This window comes from Streptomyces sp. NPDC049040 (assembly GCF_043197715.1).
Classification (GTDB): Bacteria; Actinomycetota; Actinomycetes; order Streptomycetales; family Streptomycetaceae; genus Actinacidiphila.
Genome location: NZ_JBICTO010000002.1, coordinates 810519 through 830680 on the forward strand (window position 1 = coordinate 810519; position 20162 = coordinate 830680).

Below are 20162 nucleotides of genomic sequence, written 5' to 3' on the forward strand. Positions count from 1 at the left end.
CGCGGCGGCGCCCGCGGCCGGGGCCGCGGGCGCCGCCTTGATGCGGAAGGGGGTCAGTGGGGGGCGCGGACGACCAGGGCGGCGGCATTGCCGTCCCGGCCGACGGAGGTGACGAGGCCCGCGACGGGGCCGGCCGGCGGGGTCGCCTGCCAGCGGGCCAGCAGCGCGGCCAGCTGGAGCGCACCGCCCGCGCTGAACGTCTCGCCCAGCAGGTCGGACACCCGCAGCGCCGACGGCAGCCGGCCGCCGAGGGCCGCGCGGACACCGCGCTCCTCGATGCGGTCGAGGCCGCGGTGGTGGGCGGCGCCCAGCGACACCGCCTGCACCTCTTCTGGCCGTACCCCGCTGCGCGCCAGCGCCCGGGTCACGGCGTCGGCGAGCCCTTCCGCCCAGGCGCGCGGGTCGGGTGTGAAGCGCACCTCGCAGGCGAGGAGTTCGGCCAGCGCGCCGGGGGCGGGGTCGCGCTGCACCGCGAAGACCGCGGCACCCTCGCCCAGCGCGGCGTCCTGGTGCAGCACCCCGGTGCGGTGCCAGGCCCACGCCGCCGGCGCGTTCAGCTCCTCGGCGCCGCCCACCAGCAGCCGGTCGGCCCGGCCGAGGGTCAGTGCGAGCCGCGCGTGCCGGAAGGCCAGCAGCGAGGCCGTCTGGCCGCCCGCCACGGTCGCGTTGAGGCCGCGCAGCCCGTTGCGGATCGCGATCTGCCCCGAGGTGCTGTTCATGACGGTGCTGGGGAACCGCCCCGGGTTGACCAGATACGGCTTGGCCATCGTCAGGGTGTCGTACAGCAGCGTGCTGTGCGTCGACGTGGAGCCGGTGTTGGTGGCGAGCACCACCCCGGTACGCGCCCCGGCGGCCGCGTCCACGGGTCCCTCGCGCAGCACGTGCTTGCAGGCGACAAGCCCGAAGGACGTGAGGCGGTCGAGGTACTTGGTGCCCTTGCGGCCGAAGTACTCCTTGACGTCGAAGCCGTGGACGGCCCGCACCGGGCGCGGCGGGTAGCCGACCGCCTCGTCCACCGCGGGCCCGGAGGGCGGCGCCACCGCGCGGTCCGGTGCGGCCAGCGCCGCCAGGGTCTGCCCTGCGGCGGTGACCACGCCCGCGGAGGTGAGGTACAGCGGCAGGACCACGGAGGGCCGGGTGCCCGCCGCGGAGGCGGTGGCGGCGCCGGGACCGGCCGGCGCGTCGAGCGTATGGCCGAGGGATGTCACGAGGCCCTCCCGAAGACGGTGATGACGTTGTTGCCGCCGAAGGCGAACCCGTGGTTCTGCACGATGTCCAGCCTCGCCGGGCGCCCGGTTCCCGGTACGCAGTCCACGCCGGGCCCCAGCTGCGGGTCGGGCGCGCTGACATTGGCGGTCGGCGGCAGGAAGTCCTGCTCCAGCGCCTTGCAGCAGGCGATCGCCCCGAAGCCGGAGGCGGCGCCCATGGTGTGGCCCAGCATCGACTTGATGGAGCTGATCGGCGGCATGTCGTCGCCGAACACCTCGCGGACCGCGGCCACTTCCGTGGAGTCGTTGGTCGGGGTGCCGGTGCCGTGCGCGCAGATGTAGTCGATCTGCTCCGCCCGCACCCCGGCCGCCCGGTGTGCGGCCCTGATGCACTCGGCGATGCTGGCGGCGTCCGGGTGCACCATGTGGGTGGCGTCGCAGTTCGCCGCGTAGCCCAGCACCTCGGCGTAGACCCGCGCGCCGCGGGCGACCGCGTGCCCGTACGTCTCCAGCACCAGCACCGCTCCGCCTTCGCCGGTCACGATGCCGGACCGCTCGGCGGCGAACGGCCGCGGCACGTCCTCGGCCATCGCGCCCAGCGCGTAGAACCCGGCGTGCGTCAGCCGGTTGACGGCGTCGGCGCCGCCCGCGAGCATCACGTCGGCCTCGCCGCTGCGGACCAGGTCGTAGGCGTAGCCCAGCGCGTAGTTGGACGCCGAGCAGGCGGTCGGGATGGTCTGGGTGTCGCCGGTCAGGCCCAGCTCGGTGCTGACGGCGTTCGCGATCCTGGACGCCGGTACCTGGCCGGCCAGTTCACCGTCGAGACCCGGCAGGCCGACCGCCAGCCACTGCTCGGCGAGCGCCTGCACCACCGCGGACTCGCCGCTTGTGGTGCCGAGGATCGCACCGGCCCCGGTGCGTTCGAGTAGCCCCTCGTCGATGCCGGCGTCCGCGACCGCGAGCCGGGCGGCCGCGGCGGCCAGCAGGCCGCTGCGGCCCCAGCGACCCGGCTCGAGCCGCTTGAGGTGGTCGGCGGGATCGAAGTCCAGCACCTCGCCCGCCAGCCGGCGCGGGAAGCGGCTCGCGTCGAAGCTCCGGATGGGTGCGGTGCCGTCGGCGCCCTCGCGGACGGCGGAGGCGAACGCGTCGGCCCCGATGCCGACCGGCGAGACCGCGCCGAGGCCCGTGATGACCACCCGGCGCCCCCGCGGCGCACCGCCGGCCGCCTCAGCCATTCCCGTTCCCTGCGGCATGGCGCTCCACGGCGTCGGCCAGCGCCTTCAGGTTGACGAGGTCGCCCAGTTCCTCGGTGGGAATGGCGACTCCCAATTCCTTCTCGATGCGCGAGAGGACCGTGATCAGCGACAGTGAATCTCCCTCGTAGTCGTCGATGAAGTGCCCGCCGTCGGTCAGTTCACCCTCTTCGAGCTCCAGTTCCTCGATGACGATCATGCTGACCTTGGCACGGAATTTCGCGCTCGATTCCACGACCTGATGTGACATCGTCGTACCTCTCTCCAGCTGCACTACCAGTGGCTTCGGGCATGGAGAACGTAAACTCCGCACAGTTGAACGAGCAAGGGAAAGCTCATCCAAAGACACAGGCGATGCCCCGGAAGAAACACGCCACCCGGTCTTTCCCGGTCGTGCTTTCATTCGGCTTCCATGGACCTTCCACGGCGCTTCGACGATATTTCGGCAGGCTTTCCAGCCGGTACCGGGAAAATCGGTCGACCGGCAGGTCGGCCGCGAAGAGGAAACCGGAAAGAGGTGGTCCCGGGCCATGTACCGCGACAGGGAATACCAGCAGTGGGATGCCGTGGTCATCGGCTCCGGGATCGGCGGCCTGGTGTGCGCCGCCTATCTGGCGGTCACCGGCAGCAGGGTGCTGGTCGCCGAGCAGGGCGGGGTGGCCGGCGGCAACAGCCATGTCTTCCGCAGGCGCCGCGCCTACGAGTTCGACGTCGGGGTGCACTACCTGGGCGACTGCGGCCCCGGCGGGCTGCTGCCCGCCATCACCGACGGCCTCGGCCTGCGCGGGCGGCTGGAGTACCGGGAGATGGACCGGGACGGCTTCGACCGCATCATCATCCCCGGCGCCGTGCTCGACATGCCCGCCGACTGGGCGGCGTACCGCAGCCGGCTGCACGGACTGTGCCCGCGGGACGCGGCGGGCATCGACACGTTCCTCGACGTGGTGGGCGGCCTGGGCCGGGAACGCCGGGACGCCATCGTCGCCGCCGAGGACGTCCCCGTCGCGGAACTGCCGCAGCAAGCCCCGCAGTCGGTCGCCTGGGGGCGCCGCATGCTCGCCGAGCTCTTCGACCACTGCGGCCTGTCCCCGCGCGCACGCACCCTGCTGGCCGCGCAGTCCCCGAACTACGGCATGGCCCCGGACGAGGCGTCCGTCGCGCTGCACGCCACCGTGACCGACCACTACGTGCGCGGCGCGTACTACCCCGGCGGCGGCGGGCAGATGCTCGCCGCCGGACTCCTGGAGGTGATCCGCGCCCACGGCGGTGAGTTGCGCACCCGCAGCCTGGTCACCCGGATCGCGCTGGACGGGCACCGCGTGCGCGGGGTCGTCCTCGCCGACGGCAGCCGCCTCGACGCGCCCGTCGTCGTCTCCAACGCCGACTACCGGCGCACCATGCTGGACCTGGTCGGCGCCGAGCGGCTGCCGCGCAGGCTCGCCGCCAAGACCCGCGACGCCCGGATGGCGCTGCCGTGGGCCACCGTCTACGTCGCCCTGGACCGCGACCTCGGCCGGCAGGCGAACCTGTGGTGGTATCGCGGCGACGACATCGAGCGCTTCCACCGCGACCTGCGCAGCGGCGCCGCGCCGGCCGGCGGCGACTTCCTCTTCGCGTCCTTCGCCTCGGGCAAGGACCCGCGCACCGCGCGGATCTGCCCGCCGGGGCACTCCAACTTCCAGCTGATGACGCTCTGCCCGCCCGGCTTCGACGGCTGGGGCGGCGCCCAGGACGCGTCAGGCGGCCGCTACCGCAGCACCCCCGGCTACCGGCGGGAGAAGGACCGGCTCACCGAGGCCGTGCTCGACACCGCCGAGGAGCTGCTCGGCCCGCTGCGCCGCCACCTCACCCACCTGGAGACCGCGACGCCGCTCACCCACCAGCGCTACACGCTCTCCTCCGGCGGAACCCCCTTCGGCATGGCCCACTGGGGCACCCCCGGCAACCGCCCGGACAACGCCACCTTCGTCGAGGGCCTCTACGTCGCGGGCGCCGACACCCGCCACGGCAACGGGATCACCGGCGCCGCGGTCAGCGGCATCTCGTGCGCCGGGCGGATCACCGGGCGGCGGCTCATGCACGAGGTGCACACCGGCTCCGTCCTCGGCGACCCGGCGCTGCTGCCGCATCGGCACGGCACCTGGGACCCGCTGGCCGTCTCGCGCGGCGACAGCCGCACCGCCGCCTGAGACGGGGGACGGACGAGGCCGCCGCCCCGGCCGTGCACGCGGCCGGGGCGGCGGCTTCCCACCGGGGAGTGGACTCAGAACTCCAGGCGCTCGAGCCAGAAGTCGTCGGTGACGCCGGACTGCGTCATGAGGGTCGCCAGCCGCCCGCTCAGTACGTAGGGCGCCGGGCCGCCGATCGCGACCGTCGTCGGGCCCGCCACCGGCCAGGGGTCGGTCTGCCGCACCACCCGGCTGGTGCGCCAGCCGTCGGAGGTGGCCAGCTCCGTCACCGCGTCGATGCCGCCGGGGATGCCGTGCAGGGCCCCCAGCGTGTTCTGGACGGCCAGCAGCCTTCCGTCGGGCTCCAGCACCAGGCCGTCCACGCCCCGCATCGACACCGGCACGTCCACCAGCTTCGCCACCGGGTGCCGGGTCAGCGGGATCTTGAAGACGGCGCCGGTGTCGTGCCTGCTGGCCAGCAGGTAGCCGCCGGGGCTCCACTCGATGCCGTTGAGGCCGATCGAGTCGTCGGAGAACCGGTCGTCGGTCAGCAGGACGCGGACCCGGCCCTTGAGGTCGATCTGCTGGAGGCTGTCGGAGACCGAGTCGGTGACGTAGACGGTGCCGGTCCGCTCGTCGACGGCCAGGTCGTTGGCGAAGTTGTCCGGCCGGCCCTGCGCGGTGTCGATCCGCTTCTCCAGCCTGCCGGTGCGCAGGTTGATGACCGCCACCCCTGACGTCGGCGGCTGGTCGACCTGCATCAGCCGCCGCACCCAGTAGTCGGTGTAGACGACGACGATCCGGTTGCGCGGCACATCGACCTTGATGCCGAGGGTCGACACCAGGCCGAGGCTCGGGGTCAGCTCCTTGACCGTGCCGTCCAGGCCGACCACCGAGACGTTGCCCTGGCGGGCCGAGCCGACCAGGAAGGCCTTCCTGGTCGGATCCCAGGTGATGCTCTCCGGGTACAGCTCATGGGCCCGTGCGTCGATGCTCTGCGGCGGCGGTGCCGGGTGGTGGCGGCGGGCCGGCGCGGGCTGCGCGGTCGCGGGCGCGCCGAGCGCCGCGGCCAGCAGCGCGGCGGCCCCGGCGGCGGCCGCGACCGCCCAGGCGCGCCGGGTCCTGGCGGTCCGGGCGCCGGTGCGGGGAGTGCGTCCGGCGCCCGGGGTGGAAACCGGGCGGCGGAGGCGCTCGTCGTGCGGTGCGTCCGTGGCGTGCTGCGTGGGCTTGAGGTGCCTGGCGGTCATTCCACAGTCCTCGATCCTCGATACCGGGCGCCCCGGCGGTGCGGCCGGGGCGTTGCGCAGATGTCGGAGCAGAAACGGCAGGTGCCGGAGGACAGGGCGGCCTGCCGACGCCACGGGGGAGGCGACGGCAGACCTGTCCTGGGGTGGTGCGGGACGCCGGGACCGCTGCGGCCCGCGCCGGTGTCACTCGGTGGGGCTCAGCTCTGCCTCGCCCCGGGTACGGGCGGCGCCGGTGGCGGCCGCGCCGTCCGCCTCGGGCGCGGCGCTGATGTGCCGGGGGATGAGCAGCGCGGCCAGGACGCCGAGCGAGACGACCACGACGCCGAGCCACATGGCCGGCTGCAGCCCGTCCACGAACGCCGAGGCGGCCTGGCCCTGGGTGCGTACGGTGTGGCCGGTGTACTGGTGGGTGAAGACGGTGGTCAGGACGGCGATGCCGACCGCGCCGCCGAACTCCCTGATGGTGTTGTTCACCCCGGACGCCTTGTTGTGCTCGCTGTCCCGGACCGAGCCGATCACCGTCGCGGGGTTGGCGGCGAAGATCAGCCCCATGCCGACGCCGGCCATCACCATCGCCGGGATCATCGCGCCGTACGACACGTCGGGGGCGACGATCAGCGCCAGCCAGGCCAGCGCACCTGCCTGGAGGGCCGAGCCGACGGCCTGGAGCAGCCCGCCGCCGATCCGCTCGACCACCAGGCTGGTCAGCGGCACCACGACCATCGGGGCCGCCGTCCAGGGCAGCGTCCGCAGGCCCGCCTCGAACGGCGAGTAGCCCATCGGGCCCTGCATGAACTGGGCCAGGAAGAAGATCGAGCCGAAGACGCCGAAGTACATGCTGAACGACACGAAGTTGCTCAGCATGAAGGCCCGCACCCGGTACATCCGCAGCGGGATCAGCGGTGGGTCGGCCCGTCGCTGGTAGACGGCGAAGAGGGCCATGATCACGGCGGACGCCGACAGGGCCGCCAGTGTGCCGACGGAGCCCCAGCCGTGGTCGGCGGCGCGGACGATGCCCCACACCGCGCCGACCACCGCGACGACCACCAGCGCCATGCCGCGCACGTCGAGCACCCGCTCGGGGCCCTTGCTCTCCCGGATCGACCACAGGGCGAGCGGCACCGCGGCGATGCCGACCGGCACGTTGATCCAGAAGATCCAGTGCCAGTCCAGGCCCTGGGTGACCAGGCCGCCGGCCAGCGGCCCGACGGCGATGCCGAGGCCGTTGACGCCGCCCCACACGCCGACCGCCATGTTCCGCTGCTTCGCGCTGACGGCGTTGACGGCGAGGGTCAGCGACACGGGCAGGATCATCGCGGCGCCCGCGCCCTGGAAGACCCGGGCGGTGACCAGCAGCCCCACCGAGTCCGACAGTGCGCACGCGGCCGAGGAGGCGGTGAACAGGACGATGCCCCAGCAGAACACCCGCAGCCGCCCGAACCGGTCGCCGAGCGCCGCACCGGCCAGCAGCAGCCCGGCGAACGACAGCATGTAGCCGTTGACCACCCATTCGAGCTGCGACTGCTTGGTGTGGAGGTCCTTGGCGATATCGGCCAGCGCGTTGGTGACCACCAGGTTGTCCAGCGACACCATGAACATTGGGAGGGACGTGGCCAGGAGTGCCCACAGCACACCTGGACTCTTTCGGGTCATTTCCGTCTCCACGGGGAGGTGATCGTGAGGTGGTTCCGGACCGGGAAGGCGAGCTGTGTGCCGCTCCCTAACTGAAACGTAGACTATCGATAGTTCCACTGTCAATGTAGCCGGGCGCGCCCAGCGCCACCCGCACGTTGATGAGCATCCCGCTGGACATGAACCCGGTGATCGCCTCGTCCGGCAGCCCGGTCAGCCGGGCGACCAGCGCCCACAGGTCGTCCCACCACCGGCTGACGGCCTCCCGCACCTGCTCGTCGCAGCTGGCCGACACGTACAGCTGCATCTGCATCATCAGCAGCTCGCGGTCCACCGCGAGCTCCAGGTACGCCTCCGACATGGTCTCCAGCGCGGACTCGCCGCTGGTGCCGTGCGCGGCGGCCTCGAACGCCAGTGACGTGCGGCGGAAGCAGTGCTCGCCGGCCGCCAGGAAGATGTCCAGCTTGGAGTTGTAGAGCCGGAAGAGGTACGGCTGCGACACCCCGACCGCCCGCGCGATCGTGTCGGTCGACGTGCCGTGCAGGCCGCGCCGGGAGAACTCCCGCACCGCCGCGCGGACGACCTCCGCGCGGCGCTCGTCCGCTGTCTTCCTCATGCGCGTGCGCAAAGCGGTCGCGTCGCGGGCGGTGAATCGACGGTCCGGATCGGGATGAGCACGGTTGAGTCCTCCTCGACGGGTGACGTCCTCGCGCGGAATCGGCGGCGGCGCACATGCGGTGCACCCTGCTTTCGATTGTTCTACTATCAATAGTAGACAGTGCCGCTCTCGATACGCCAGACCCGTCAAAAGCAGGGGGAGCATTTGCGTATCTCCGAACTCGCCAGCAGCAGCGGAGTGCCCATCGCGACGATCAAGTACTACATACGCGAGGGCCTGCTCCCGGCCGGCCGGCCGGTCGCGGCCAACCAGGCCGACTACGGCGAGGACCACCTGCGCCGGCTGCGCCTGGTACGCGCACTGGTCGCGGTGCGCGGCCTGCCCGTGAGCACGGCAGCCGACGTGCTGGCGGTCCTCGGCGACGGCCGCGGGGAGAGCGTGCACCGGACCCTGAGCCGGGTGCTCGCCGCCATGGACACCGCTCGGGCCCGCGACCCCGCCGCGTCGGACGCCGGCCTCGCCGAAGTGCACGGCCTCGTCGCGGCCATGGGCTGGCACATCCCGCCCCGCTCAGCCGCCGTCGACGCACTCGCCCGCGCGCTCGACGCCCTCGACCAGCTCGGCATCCGCTTCGGCACCCGCGCCCTGCTGCCCTACGCCCGCCTCGCCGAACGCACCGCGCGGGTCGACCTGGACCTGCTCGCCGCCCCCGCAGGCGGCGACCCTGCGGAGCACGCCGTCCTGCTCGCCGTGCTGCTGGAACCCGCGCTGCTCGTGCTGCGCCGCATGGCACAGGAACACCACTCGGCCGCACACGGCCCCGACCCGGCGCAGCCGGGCGGTGCCGACAGACCCTAGACCTGCGGGGCGCAGCTCAGGACGTGCGACTTGATCAGCGCGCAGATCGCCGGGTCGCGCCGGGTGAAGGCGTCCACCAGCTCCTGGTGCTCCGCCGCGTAGGCGCGCGGCGCGGGGCTGAGCCAGCGGATGGACAGCGTCGTCCAGACCTCGATGCCGAGCGACTCCCACGCGTGCAGCAGCACCGCGTTGTCCGCCGCGCGCACCAGTTCGTGGTGGAAGGCCACCGTGTGCCGCACCTGCGCCTCGCTGTCGAGCGCGGCGTCGGCCTGCCGCAGTGCGGCGACCTCGCGTTCAAGGGCCGACGGGTCGGCGGCCAGCCGCGGGGCCGCAAGCTCGGCCGCGACCTGCTCGAGACCGGCGCGTACCGGATAGCTCTCCTTGAGGTCGGCGGCGGTGAGCCCCCGCACCCGCACGCCCTTGTTCGGCGCGGACTCGATCAGCCGCAGCGTCTCCAGCTCCCGCAGCGCCTCCCGCACGGGGGTCTGGCTGACCTGGAGCTCCACCGCGATCCTGCGCTCCACGATCCGCTCACCCGGCTTCCAGCGTCCGCTGACGATCCCTTCGAGGATGTGCTCGCGGATCTGCTCGCGGAGGCTGTGCACGACCAGGTGCGGGACGGCGGCAGGGGCCATGGGGCGCGCTCCTTCACAGGTTGCGTGACATAGACGATACGACGAGGAGGCAACTGTGCCTCCCACCCGACCGGCGCCGACATGCGGCGGCGCCCCCGTCCCGGGTGTGCCGGGGCGGGGGCGCCGTGTGCCGTAGGGCGGTGCCGCGAGGCGGTCAGAGGCCGAGCTCGACCTCGAACTCGCCGGCCTCCAGGATCTCCTTGACCGCCGTCAGGTAACGGGCCGCGTCGGCGCCGTCCACCAGCCGGTGGTCGTAGGAGAGCGACAGGAAGGTCATGTCGCGGATGCCGATGACCGTGCCCTCGGGGGTCTCCACGACCACGGGGCGCTTGACGGTCGCGCCGATGCCCAGGATGGCGGCCTGGTTCGGCGGGACGATCACGGTGTCGAAGAGCGCACCGCGCGACCCGGTGTTGCTGATGGTGAAGGTCGCACCGGCCAGGTCGTCAGGAGTGATCTTGCTGGCCCGGACGTTGCCCGCGAGCTCCGCGGTCTTCTTGGCGATACCGGCGATGTTGAGGTCGCCCGCGCCCTTGATGACCGGGGTCATCAGACCCTTCTCGGAGTCCACCGCGATCCCGATGTTCTCGGAGTCGAAGTAGGTGATCGTGCCCTCGTCCTCGTTGATCCGGGCGTTGACCACCGGGTGCGCCTTGAGGGCCTGTGCCGCGGCCTTGACGTAGAACGGCATCGGCGAGAGCTTGACGCCCTCGCGGGCCGCGAAGGCCTCCTTGGCCTGGGCGCGCAGCCGCATGACGCGGGTGACGTCCACCTCGACGACGCTGGTGAGCTGCGCCTGCGAGTGCAGGGCCTTCATCATGTTGTCGCCGATGACCTTGCGCATCCGGGTCATCTTGACGGTCTGGCCGCGCAGCGGGGACACCGCGACGGCCTTCGGGGCCGCTGCGGCGGCCGGTGCCGCCTTGGGCGCGGCGGCGGCCTTGGCGGCCTCCGCTGCGGCGATGACGTCCTGCTTGCGGATCCGCCCGCCGACACCGGTGCCCTGCACGGAGCCGAGGTTCACGCCGTTCTCGGCGGCGAGCTTGCGGACCAGCGGGGTGACGTACGCGCCCTCGTCCGCCGGAGCGGCGGCCGGAGCGGCCTGCGCGGGCGCGGCCGGGGCGGCGGGCGCCGGTGCGGGAGCCGCCGGAGCCGGGGCGGGGGCGGCGGGCGCCGGTGCCGGAGCTTCGGCGGCCGGTGCGGGGGCGGCCGGTGCGGGCGCGGCAGGTGCCGGAGCGGGAGCCGCCGGGGCCGGCGCGGGCGCGGCGGGAGCCGGAGCGGCGGCGGGGGCGGCACCGGCCGCACCGATCACCGCGAGCCGGGCGCCGACCTCGGCCGTGCCGTCCTCCTCGACCAGGATCTCCAGCAGCGTGCCCGCCACCGGGGAGGGGATCTCGGTGTCGACCTTGTCGGTCGAGACCTCGAGCAGCGGCTCGTCGGCCTCGACGCTCTCGCCGACCGCCTTGAGCCAGCGGGTGACGGTGCCCTCGGTGACGGACTCGCCGAGCGCGGGCAGCACCACGTCGGTGCCGGACGCGCCGGACGTCCCGGCAGCGGCCTCCGCGGTCGGGGCCGGGGCGGGGGCCGCGGCCTCGGTCGACGGAGCGGCCTGGGCCGGAGCCGCGGCGGGCTCGGGCTCGGGCTCGGCCGCGGGAGCGGCGGGAGCCGCGGCGGGGGCGCCGCTGCCGTCGTCGATGACGGCAAGCTCGGCACCTACCTCGACCGTCTCGTCCTCGGCGACCTTGATGGCAGCCAGTACACCGGACGCGGGCGAGGGGATCTCGGTGTCGACCTTGTCGGTCGAGACCTCGAGCAGCGGCTCGTCGGCCTCGACGCGCTCACCTTCGGCCTTGAGCCAGCGGGTGACGGTGCCCTCGGTCACGCTCTCGCCGAGCGCCGGCAGGGTTACGGAAACCGCCATGGTTGCGGTTACTCCTCACGATCTGTGCGAATGGGTGGCGTGATTGAGGGTCAGTCGTGCGAGTGCAGCGGCTTGCCCGCGAGAGCGAGGTGGGCCTCGCCCATCGCCTCGTTCTGCGTCGGGTGCGCGTGGATGAGCTGCGCGACCTCGGCGGGCAGCGCCTCCCAGTTGTAGATCAGCTGCGCTTCGCCGACCTGCTCGCCCATCCGGTCACCGACCAGGTGGACGCCCACGACGGCACCGTCGCGGACCTGGACGAGCTTGATCTCGCCCGCGGTCTTGAGGATCTTGCTCTTGCCGTTGCCCGCCAGGTTGTACTTGAGCGTCACGACCTTGTCCGCGCCGTAGACCTCCTTGGCCTTGGCCTCGGTGATCCCCACGGAGGCGACCTCGGGGTGGCAGTACGTCACCCGGGGCACACCGTCGTAGTCGATCGGCACGGCCTTGAGGCCGGCCAGGCGCTCCGCCACCAGGATGCCCTCGGCGAAGCCGACGTGGGCCAGCTGGAGGGTGGGCACCAGGTCGCCGACGGCCGAGATGGTCGGCACGTTCGTCCGCATGTACTCGTCCACCAGGACGTAGCCGCGGTCCATCGCGACGCCCTGCTCCTCGTACCCCAGGTTCTGCGAGACCGGGCCGCGGCCGATCGCGACCAGCAGCACCTCCGCCTCGAAGGTCTTGCCGTCCGCCAGCGTCACCTTCACACCGTCGGCGGTGTACTCGGCGCTCTGGAAGAAGGTGCCCAGGTTGAACTTGATGCCGCGCTTGCGGAAGGCCCGCTCCAGCAGCTTCGAGCTGTTCTCGTCCTCGACCGGCACCAGGTGCGGCAGGCCCTCGACGATGGTCACGTCGGTGCCGAAGGACTTCCACGCCGAGGCGAACTCGACGCCGATCACGCCGCCGCCCAGCACGATCGCGGTCTTCGGGACCCGGTCGAGGGTCAGCGCGTGGTCCGAGGAGATGATCCGGTTGCCGTCGATGGTCAGCCCCGGGAGCGAACGCGGTACGGAACCGGTCGCGAGCACCACGTGGCGGCCCTGGATCCGCTGTCCGTTCACATCGACCGAGGTCGGGGACGACAGCCGCCCCTCACCCTCGATGTACGTCACCTTGCGTGAGGCCACCAGGCCCTGCAGGCCCTTGTAGAGGCCCGAGATCACGTCGTCCTTGTACTTGTGGACGGCGGCGATGTCGATGCCCTCGAAGGTGGCCTTCACGCCGAACTGCTCGCTCTCGCGAGCCTGGTCCGCGATCTCACCGGCGTGCAGCAGCGCCTTGGTGGGAATGCAGCCGTTGTGCAGACAGGTGCCCCCGAGCTTGTTCTTCTCGATCAGGGCGACGTCCAGTCCCAGCTGCGCAGCACGCAGTGCGGCTGCGTAGCCGCCACTGCCGCCGCCGAGGATCACTAGGTCGAAAACAGTGCTGGCGTCGTTCGCCACGTCACGTCCTCCATGCATGGGTTCGCCGGAGCCGGTCCACCATGACCGGGCGGCGGCTTTGGTTCGGCCGCTTTGTCTTAAAGGGGGCCCTGTCGTGCCGAGACAACATCTTCGCACTTCTCGGGGGCTCGCGGGCCACCGGCCCTACCGCTGCCAACACCGCGTGCGGCCCCCGGCATGTCGCCGGGGGCCGCACGTGACACATCTCACCCGGTCGTCACCGGATCGGAGCGCTCAGAGAAGATCGCCGTCGGCGGTCTGCCGGGCCAGCGCCACCAGGGTGCGCACCGCGGTGCCGGTGCCGCCCTTGGGGGTGTAGCCGAACGGGCCGCCCTCGTTGAACGCCGGGCCGGCGATGTCCAGGTGCGCCCAGGTGATGCCCTCGCCGACGAACTCCCGCAGGAACAGTCCCGCGACCAGGCCGCCACCCGGGCGTACGCCCATGTTCGCGATGTCCGCGGTGGGGGAGTCGAAGGTCTTCCGCAGCTGCTGCGGCAGCGGCATCGGCCACGAGTCCTCGCCCTCGGCCAGCGCCGTGGTGTGCACCGCCGTGCGGAAGCCGTCGTCGTTCGCCATGATGCCGAACCGGCCGTCACCCAGCGCCAGCACCATCGCGCCGGTCAGCGTGGCCACGTCCACGATCGCGTCCGGGGCCTCCTCCGACGCCCTGGCCAGCGCGTCGGCCAGCACCAGGCGGCCCTCGGCGTCGGTGTTCAGCACCTCGACCGTCTTGCCGCTGTACATCTTCAGCACGTCGCCGGGGCGGGTCGCGCCACCGCCGGGCATGTTCTCGGCCAGCGCGAGCCAGCCGGTCACGTTGACCTCGAGGCCCAGCCGGGCCGCCGCCACGACCGCGGAGAAGACCGCGGCGGCGCCGCTCATGTCGCACTTCATCGTCTCGTTGTGGCCCGGCGGCTTGAGCGAGATGCCGCCCGAGTCGTAGGTGATGCCCTTGCCGACGAAGGCCAGCGTCCTGGTCGCCTCGGGGTGCGAATACGCCACCCGGACCAGCCGCGGCGGCGTCGCCGAGCCCTGCCCGACGCCCATGATGCCGCCGTAGCCGCCCTTGAGCAGCGCCTTCTCGTCGAGGACCTCGACCTTGAGGCCGAACTCCTTGCCCGCGACCTGCACGGCGGCGGCGAACGCCTTCGGGTCCAGGTCGTTCGGCGGGGTGTTCACCAGGTCACGCGCCCGGTTGACCTCCTCGGCCACCGCGGTCGCCCGCTCGGCCGCGGCCTTGAACGCCTTGTCACGCGGCTTGGCGCCCACCACGGCGACCTCGCCGAGCGGGCCCTTGCCCGAGTCGGCCTGGTACGCCGTGAACGCGTACGCGCCCAGCAGCGCGCCGACCGCGACCGCCTCGACGTCCGCCGGGTCGGCCGCGGGCAGCGCGAACGCGGCCTTCTTCGCTCCGGCCAGCGCCCGCGCCGCGGTGCCGGCCGCCTTGCGCAGCGCCTCGGGGTCGAAGCCCGCACCCCCCGCGGGCGCGTCCCCCAAGCCCACCGCCACCACGACCGCGGCCTTCACGCCGTCCGGCGCCGGGAGCTTGGTCAGCTCACCCTCGGCGCCGGTCGCGCCGAGCGTCTCCAACGTCGAGGCGAGCTTGCCGCCGTACGCGGCGTCGACCGTCTCCGCCCCCGGGGCGAGGCGGGGGCCGCCCTTGGCGGTCTTGCTCACCCCCACGACGACGGCGTCCGCGCGCAGCGCTGCGGCGGCGGAGGTACTGAGTGTCAGAGCTGTCACGGTGGGTCAGGTCCTATTCGGTCGAGGTCCTTGTCAAGGCCGGTGGATGGCCCGGCCGGGCCGATCCCCGCATCGTATTCCGCCACATCATCGGGGCAGTCCGCGGTGCCCGTCGGCTGCGCCGAGCCTACGCCGCACCCCTGCGCGACGGGGCCACCGCGCGCGTGCCCGTCCCTGCCGGGTGTTTCCCCACGGGTGCGGCTGGCGGTTGCGGTGCCCTGGTGTGCGGGCGCGCCCGGGGGTTGGTGCATTGCGGCCCCTTGCCCAGCGGGGGTGGCTGGTCGGCGTCCGGGGCCGGGGTGTTGCCGCTGGCGGTTGTGGTGCCCCGGCGGGTGCATTGCGGCCCCTTGCCCGGCGGGTGGCTGGTCGGCGTCCGGGGCCGGGGTGTTGCCGCTGGCGGTTGTGGCGCCGTGGGGGGCATTGCCTGCCCGGCGGGTGGCTGGTCGGCGTCCGGGCCGAGGGGACGATTCGGGGGTGTCCCCGCAGGCCTGCGCGCGACTCCCGCTGGGACGTTCGGGAAGGGCCGAGGCGCGCAGGCCGAGGAGATACCCCCGAAGTGGCCCCGACCCCACCCGCCCCCGCTCAGCGCGGCGCCGGGCCCAGGAGGCAGCCGACCCCACCCGCACCCCCTCAGCGCAGCGCCAGGACCAGGAGCGCAGCCGTGCCCGCCACCTCGTTGACGGCGCCGAAGACGTCCCCCGTCACGCCGCCCAGGCGCCCCCGGCAGCGCCGCAGCAGCGCCTCACCCGAGGCCACGCCGAAGAGCACGGCCGCGCCGCACCGCACCGCGGTGAGCCCGCCGAAGCCGAGGCCGCCGACCGCGGCGAGCGCGGTACACAGCACGGTGGCGCCGACGGCCGCCCACACCGGCACCGCCCCGGCCACGGCCGCACCCAGCCCGCCCGGCCGCGCCGCCGGCACACCGCGCCGGCAGGCGATGACCAGGGCGGTACGAGCGGTGACCGCCGCGAGCAGGGCCGCGGCCCCGCCGTACACCCACCCGTGCCCGTAGCACGCGGCGACCGACGCGACCTGCGCGAGCAGGACGAAGACCAGGACGACGACCCCGAACGGCCCGATGTCCGACTGCTTCATGATCCGCAGGGCGTCCTCCGCCCCCTTGCCGGAGCCGAGCCCGTCGGCGGTGTCGGCGAGCCCGTCGAGGTGCAGCCCCCGGGTGAACACCGCGGGCACCGCCACGGCGCCGACCGCAGCGAGCAGCGGCCCCGCGCCGAGGGCCACCAGCAGCCCCCCGCAGGTGGCGGCGGCCAGCCCGACGACGACCCCGACGAGGGGTGCGGCGAGCATCCCGCCACGTGCCGCGGCCCGGTCCCACCGGGTGAGGCGCGCGGGCAGCACGGTGAGCGTGCCGAAGGCGAACCGCAGGGCGTCACCGGCCGAGACGGCGGCGGGAAGGTTGTCGTCACTCACCGCGCGAGGCTACCGGCCGGGTGGGCGGCGCCGACCAGGCGGCCCTCACCGGGCGGACCCGGCCCGAACCGAATCCGGCACCGCACAGCCAGCGCAGCGCAGCGCAGCGGCACCGCGGCTACCCGCCCGGTGCCGCCCGGCCCCGGCGCCGGAGCAGGGCCGGCTCATGGGTGAAGAGGGCCAGGATCAGCGCCACGCCCGCGAGGTGTTCGTAACCGGCCAGGTTGGGGAGGGAGACGACCTCCACCACCATCGCCAGGACGATCGTGGCGACCGTCCACCCCGCCCGGTAGCGCAGCGCCACGTAGACACCGAGGGCGACGACCGCCGCGGACGGGCCGGTGTCGCGGACCAGGAGGTCATGGGCCGGCAGGCCGAACGGCCAGTGCGGGCCCGCCCAGAGGGAGTAGCGGGCGAAGCCGGTGCCCGCCAGGGTGGCGAGCAGGGCGACGCCGAGGGTGCGGCGCGGGCCCACCGTGGTCTCCGCGATGCCGAAGACGACCACGACCTGGAGGATCAGGCCCCACATCGGCAGCGAGGGGTCGGGCAGGAAGACCGAGAGCGGGGTGCGCAGCAGCGCCTGCCACCAGGGCAGGTCGGCGTAGACGCCGCCGAGCCGCTCCACCCAGCCGCTGGTGCCGCGGCTGTGCTGGAGCAGTTGCAGGGCGAGGATGCCTGCGCAGGCCGTGAGGGTCACCGGGAGGGCGCGGAGCCCGCGGGCCCGCAGCCGCCGCCGTACGTCGCCGAGCACGGCGGCCCATTCGGCGAACAGCCGGTTCACACCGGCCCCGCGCTCACCGCGGCCGCCGCCGGAGCGGCGAGGGGAGCCGGGGAGCGCCGAGGAAGCCTTCGGCGCGGGCGCCCGCGAGACCGATCCTGGGGAGTTCGCTCGACTTGCCGAAGAGGACATACCGCGGCTCCCAGATCGGCCGGAACTTGGCGTTGGCGCGGTAGAGCGACTCGATCTGCCACCACCGCGAGAAGAAGGTCAGCAGGGAGTGCCACAGCCGCAGCACGGGCCCGGCGCCGAGCCGCGAGCCGCGTTCGAAGACCGACCTGAACATCGCGAAGTTCAGCGAGATCTGATCGACGCCCACCTCGCCGGCCCGCTGGATCAGCTCGATGACCATGAACTCGATCAGGCCGTTGTCGGAGCCGCGGTCCCGCCGCATCAGGTCGAGCGAGAGGCCGCGCGGCCCCCACGGCACGAAGCTCAGCAGCGCGCGGGGGCGCCCCTCGCCGTCCGCGCACTCGACCATGACGCACTGCCCGTCGGACGGGTCGCCCAGCCGCCCGAGCGCCATCGAGAAGCCGCGCTCCGTCTGCCCGTCGCGCCAGTCGTCGGCGAGCTCCACCAGCGCGGCCAGTTCGTCCGCGGGGATCTCGGCGTGCCGCCTGACGCGTACGGTGCAGCCGGACCGCCTGACCCGGTTGTGCGCCTGCCGGACCGTTCGCATCGCGCGGCCTTCGAGGGTGAAGTCGGCGGTTTCCACGATGGCCTCGTCGCCGAGTTCAAGGGCGTCGAGGCCGTGCCGCGCGTAGACGGTGCCGGCCTCTTCGCCGGCGCCCATCACGGCGGGCACCCAGGCGTGGTCCCTGGCCTCGTTCAGCCACGCGTCGATGGCGCCGGGCCAGGCCTCGGGGTCGCCGATGGGGTCGCCGGAGGCGAGCGAGACCCCGCCGAGCACGCGGTAGGCGACCGCGGACTTGCCGCTCGGCGACCAGATGACGCTCTTGTCGCGGCGCAGCGCGAAGTAGCCGAGCGAGTCGCGCTCGCCGTACTTGTCGAGCAGCACGCGCAGCCGGTCCTCGTCCTCGCCGCAGAGCAGTTCCCTGCCGCGGGGGGAGCGGAAGGCGGCGAAGAGGACGAGGACGAAGAGGAGGGTGCTCATGACGTTGATCACCACGTCCACCCAGCCGGGGGTGGAGATGGTCATGAACGCGCTGTCGTTCGGGACCAGGGAGATCAGCCGGAGCAGGGCGTAGCCGAAGCTGTCGCCGAAGGCGCCGTGCCGCGAGTTGGTGGCGTCGACCAGGCCGGTGCCGACCAGTGCGGCCAGGACCAGGCCGAGGGCGGCGACCACCGCCGCCTGCCAGGGGTTGGCGGCGTCGCCCTTGGCGCGGAATTCCCGCCGTCCGGCGACGAGCCCGGCCAGGAAGGCCGTGGTCAGCGCGAGCGAGACCCAGTTCTGGGCGTGCTCGTGGATGTCGGGCCACACCATGCTGAGCGCGAGCGCGGCGAAGAACAGGCCGCAGAGGACGAGGTTGAGGATCCAGGCGGCCCGTTTGCGGCGGCGCATGGTGACGGCGAGGAAGAGGGCGATGGCGCCCGAGGTGAAGCCCGCCGTCAGCAGGTAGGGGGTGAAGTAGTCCTGCGCGTTGTGGCGGCGGATGTCGGCGCCGAAGGACACCCAGACGGCGCCGAGGATGTTCAGCGCGGCGACCGCGCGCAGGTACCAGACCGTGAAGACCGCGCTGCGCGCTGCCAGGCGGCGCGGTGGCCGCGGACTGCCCATGGATGGGAAGCATAGAGCGTAATGTCTGATTTACGGCATTACGCTCCCGGGTGGGCGAGTCGGTGCGGTGGCTGGGCCTAGGCCTCCGCCGCCGCTTCGCCCGCTTCCACCGGCTCCGGGTCCGCTTCCGCTTCCGCTTCCGCCTCGGCCACCGGCTCCGGCTCCGCTTCCGCGGGGAGTTCTGCCGCCAAGGCGGCCGCGGCCTGGATCAGCGGGAGGGCGAGCACCGCGCCGACGCCGCCGCCCAGCCGGATGCTGTGGTCGAGCAGCGGGTCGAGCGAGATCCGGTCGAGTGCCTTGGCCTGGCCCGGCTCACCGCTGGCGTGCCCGGCCAGCCACCAGTCCGGCGCCCGGAAGGCGATGCGCTGGCCGACCAGCGCGCAGGCGGCACTGACGACCCCGTCGAGCACCACGGGGAGCTTGCGTACGGCGGCCTGGAGCAGGAAGCCCGTCATCGCGGCGAAGTCGGCGCCGCCGACGGTGGCCAGCAGCGCCAGCTGGTCGCCGAGGACCGGGCGTGCCCGGCGCAACGCGTCCCGGATCGCGGCGCACTTGCGCATCCATGCCAGGTCGTCGATGCCGGAGCCGCGGCCGGTCACCACGGAGGCGTCCGTGCCGCACAGCGCGGCGATCAGGACGGCGGCCGTCGTCGTACCGCCGACGCTCAGGTCGCCGAGCAGCACCAGGTCCGTGCCGGTGTCCGCGTGCCGGTCCGCGAGCTCCATGCCGGTGCGGAAGGCCTGCTCGGCCTCCTCCCGGGTCGTCGCGTCCTCGACGTCGATACGGCCGGAGCCGCGGCGCACCCGATAGGCCGTCACATCGGCGGGCAGGTCGGCCGGGTCGCAGTCCAGCGCCATGTCGATGACGTCGACCGGCACGCCGAAGCGGCGGGCGATCACGCTGATGGGGGCCGTGCCGTCGATCGCGGCCCGCGCCAGGGCACTCGCCGTGCCGGGCTTCCTTGCGGAGACGTCGAGTTCGGCCACGCCGTGGTCGCCGGCGAAGAGCAGTACGCGGGGGGTGGTGATGGGCCGCACCGGGACCACCCCCTGTGCGGCGGCCAGCCAGTCGGCCAACTCCGCGGCCTTGCCCAGTCCGTCGGTGGGCCGCACGAGCTCCCGCCACCGTTCCGCCGAGTCCCGCCGCAGTCGCGCGTCGGGGCGCTCCACCAGGGAGCCGAAGTCGTCGAGCTCGATGCCACTCACCCGGCGAACAGTACCGCCCACCAGCCCCCTCCTCCACAACGGCCGCCCCCCAACCCCCCGCCCCGATGACCGTGCCCACCCTCCGGGGGCGCGGGGAACGGCGCGAGCAACCGCCCACCCCCCGCACGTCCGGGGCGGACCGATCACCCCCGGACGCCCGGCAGCGGGGACCCCCTCTGACCTAGCCTCCACGCCAGGCGGCACCCTCCGGGGCGCGGGGAACGGCGCGAGCAACCGCCCACCGTCCGCAGGTCCGGGGCGGACCGATCACCCCCGGACGTCCGGCA

The 20162-nt window shown here is 73.5% G+C and carries 16 protein-coding genes; 2 read left to right on the forward strand and 14 right to left on the reverse strand.

Annotated elements, in window-relative coordinates; all coding sequences use genetic code 11:
• Positions 1–53: 53 nt before the first annotated feature.
• The 3 genes from ACGFMP_RS08485 to ACGFMP_RS08495 are packed head-to-tail and all read right to left on the reverse strand — an operon-like array spanning position 54 to position 2696.
• Positions 54–1208: a beta-ketoacyl synthase N-terminal-like domain-containing protein gene (locus ACGFMP_RS08485; protein ID WP_393671132.1), complete on the reverse strand. Its 1155-nt coding sequence runs from the start codon at positions 1206–1208 to the stop codon at positions 54–56.
• On the reverse strand, positions 1205–2443 hold the full coding sequence (locus ACGFMP_RS08490) for a beta-ketoacyl-[acyl-carrier-protein] synthase family protein (protein ID WP_393671134.1): 1239 nt from the start codon (positions 2441–2443) through the stop codon (positions 1205–1207). Before ACGFMP_RS08490 ends, ACGFMP_RS08485 begins: the two co-directional genes overlap by 4 nt.
• On the reverse strand, positions 2436–2696 hold the full coding sequence (locus ACGFMP_RS08495) for an acyl carrier protein (RefSeq protein WP_393671135.1): 261 nt from the start codon (positions 2694–2696) through the stop codon (positions 2436–2438). Before ACGFMP_RS08495 ends, ACGFMP_RS08490 begins: the two co-directional genes overlap by 8 nt.
• Positions 2697–2991: 295 nt before the next feature.
• Here ACGFMP_RS08495 and ACGFMP_RS08500 point away from each other — a divergent pair, with 295 nt between their 5' ends.
• Positions 2992–4650 carry a phytoene desaturase family protein gene (locus ACGFMP_RS08500; RefSeq protein WP_393671136.1) on the forward strand — a complete coding sequence of 553 codons (1659 nt, stop codon included), beginning with the start codon at positions 2992–2994 and terminating at the stop codon, positions 4648–4650.
• Between the two features lie 74 nt (positions 4651–4724).
• Here the strand turns inward: ACGFMP_RS08500 and ACGFMP_RS08505 are convergent, their stop codons facing one another.
• From ACGFMP_RS08505 to ACGFMP_RS08515, 3 genes are all read right to left on the reverse strand, one after another.
• Positions 4725–5876 (reverse strand): SMP-30/gluconolactonase/LRE family protein, encoded by a 1152-nt coding sequence (locus ACGFMP_RS08505; protein WP_393671137.1) that lies wholly within the window; start codon positions 5874–5876, stop codon positions 4725–4727.
• A gap of 183 nt (positions 5877–6059) precedes the next feature.
• Positions 6060–7529, reverse strand: a complete 1470-nt coding sequence (locus ACGFMP_RS08510; RefSeq protein WP_393671139.1) for an MFS transporter — start codon at positions 7527–7529, stop codon at positions 6060–6062.
• 67 nt (positions 7530–7596) lie between these two features.
• Positions 7597–8124, reverse strand: coding sequence for a TetR/AcrR family transcriptional regulator (locus tag ACGFMP_RS08515; protein ID WP_393671140.1), 528 nt, complete (start codon positions 8122–8124; stop codon positions 7597–7599).
• 207 nt (positions 8125–8331) lie between these two features.
• On the opposite strand from ACGFMP_RS08515, the gene ACGFMP_RS08520 reads away from it, so the two are divergent.
• A complete protein-coding gene (locus ACGFMP_RS08520; protein ID WP_393671141.1) occupies positions 8332–8985 on the forward strand; it encodes a MerR family transcriptional regulator in 654 nt (217 codons plus the stop codon).
• On the opposite strand, the gene ACGFMP_RS08525 is transcribed toward ACGFMP_RS08520, so the two are convergent.
• The 8 genes from ACGFMP_RS08525 to cobT all read right to left on the reverse strand — a co-directional run bounded on the left by ACGFMP_RS08525 (position 8982) and on the right by cobT (position 19875).
• Positions 8982–9620: a GntR family transcriptional regulator gene (locus ACGFMP_RS08525; protein ID WP_393671142.1), complete on the reverse strand. Its 639-nt coding sequence runs from the start codon at positions 9618–9620 to the stop codon at positions 8982–8984. The genes ACGFMP_RS08520 and ACGFMP_RS08525 overlap by 4 nt on opposite strands.
• A gap of 154 nt (positions 9621–9774) precedes the next feature.
• Entirely contained in the window at positions 9775–11541 is a 1767-nt protein-coding gene (sucB, locus tag ACGFMP_RS08530) for a 2-oxoglutarate dehydrogenase, E2 component, dihydrolipoamide succinyltransferase (RefSeq protein ID WP_393671144.1), read from the reverse strand.
• Positions 11542–11591: 50 nt separating this feature from the next.
• Entirely contained in the window at positions 11592–12980 is a 1389-nt protein-coding gene (lpdA, locus tag ACGFMP_RS08535) for a dihydrolipoyl dehydrogenase (RefSeq protein WP_393671145.1), read from the reverse strand.
• A gap of 234 nt (positions 12981–13214) precedes the next feature.
• Positions 13215–14723, reverse strand: coding sequence for a leucyl aminopeptidase (locus tag ACGFMP_RS08540; RefSeq protein ID WP_393671146.1), 1509 nt, complete (start codon positions 14721–14723; stop codon positions 13215–13217).
• Between the two features lie 630 nt (positions 14724–15353).
• Positions 15354–16154 (reverse strand): adenosylcobinamide-GDP ribazoletransferase, encoded by an 801-nt coding sequence (locus ACGFMP_RS08545; RefSeq protein WP_393671147.1) that lies wholly within the window; start codon positions 16152–16154, stop codon positions 15354–15356.
• Between the two features lie 118 nt (positions 16155–16272).
• Positions 16273–16935, reverse strand: a complete 663-nt coding sequence (locus tag ACGFMP_RS08550; protein WP_393671148.1) for a hypothetical protein — start codon at positions 16933–16935, stop codon at positions 16273–16275.
• 13 nt (positions 16936–16948) lie between these two features.
• Entirely contained in the window at positions 16949–18670 is a 1722-nt protein-coding gene (locus tag ACGFMP_RS08555; protein WP_393671149.1) for a phosphatidylglycerol lysyltransferase domain-containing protein, read from the reverse strand.
• 77 nt (positions 18671–18747) lie between these two features.
• Positions 18748–19875 carry a nicotinate-nucleotide--dimethylbenzimidazole phosphoribosyltransferase gene (cobT, locus tag ACGFMP_RS08560; protein ID WP_393671150.1) on the reverse strand — a complete coding sequence of 376 codons (1128 nt, stop codon included), beginning with the start codon at positions 19873–19875 and terminating at the stop codon, positions 18748–18750.
• Between the last annotated feature and the right edge of the window lie 287 nt (positions 19876–20162).

Excerpts from the sequence above, each read along its gene's own strand:
- sucB (WP_393671144.1), bottom strand. The coding sequence starts at position 11,541 with ATGGCGGTTTCCGTAACCCTGCCGGCGCTCGGCGAGAGCGTGACCGAG.
- ACGFMP_RS08490 (WP_393671134.1), bottom strand. The coding sequence starts at position 2,443 with ATGGCTGAGGCGGCCGGCGGTGCGCCGCGGGGGCGCCGGGTGGTCATC.
- ACGFMP_RS08500 (WP_393671136.1), top strand. The coding sequence starts at position 2,992 with ATGTACCGCGACAGGGAATACCAGCAGTGGGATGCCGTGGTCATCGGC.
- ACGFMP_RS08505 (WP_393671137.1), bottom strand. The coding sequence starts at position 5,876 with ATGACCGCCAGGCACCTCAAGCCCACGCAGCACGCCACGGACGCACCG.
- ACGFMP_RS08555 (WP_393671149.1), bottom strand. The coding sequence starts at position 18,670 with ATGGGCAGTCCGCGGCCACCGCGCCGCCTGGCAGCGCGCAGCGCGGTC.
- ACGFMP_RS08510 (WP_393671139.1), bottom strand. The coding sequence starts at position 7,529 with ATGACCCGAAAGAGTCCAGGTGTGCTGTGGGCACTCCTGGCCACGTCC.
- ACGFMP_RS08525 (WP_393671142.1), bottom strand. The coding sequence starts at position 9,620 with ATGGCCCCTGCCGCCGTCCCGCACCTGGTCGTGCACAGCCTCCGCGAG.
- ACGFMP_RS08515 (WP_393671140.1), bottom strand. The coding sequence starts at position 8,124 with ATGAGGAAGACAGCGGACGAGCGCCGCGCGGAGGTCGTCCGCGCGGCG.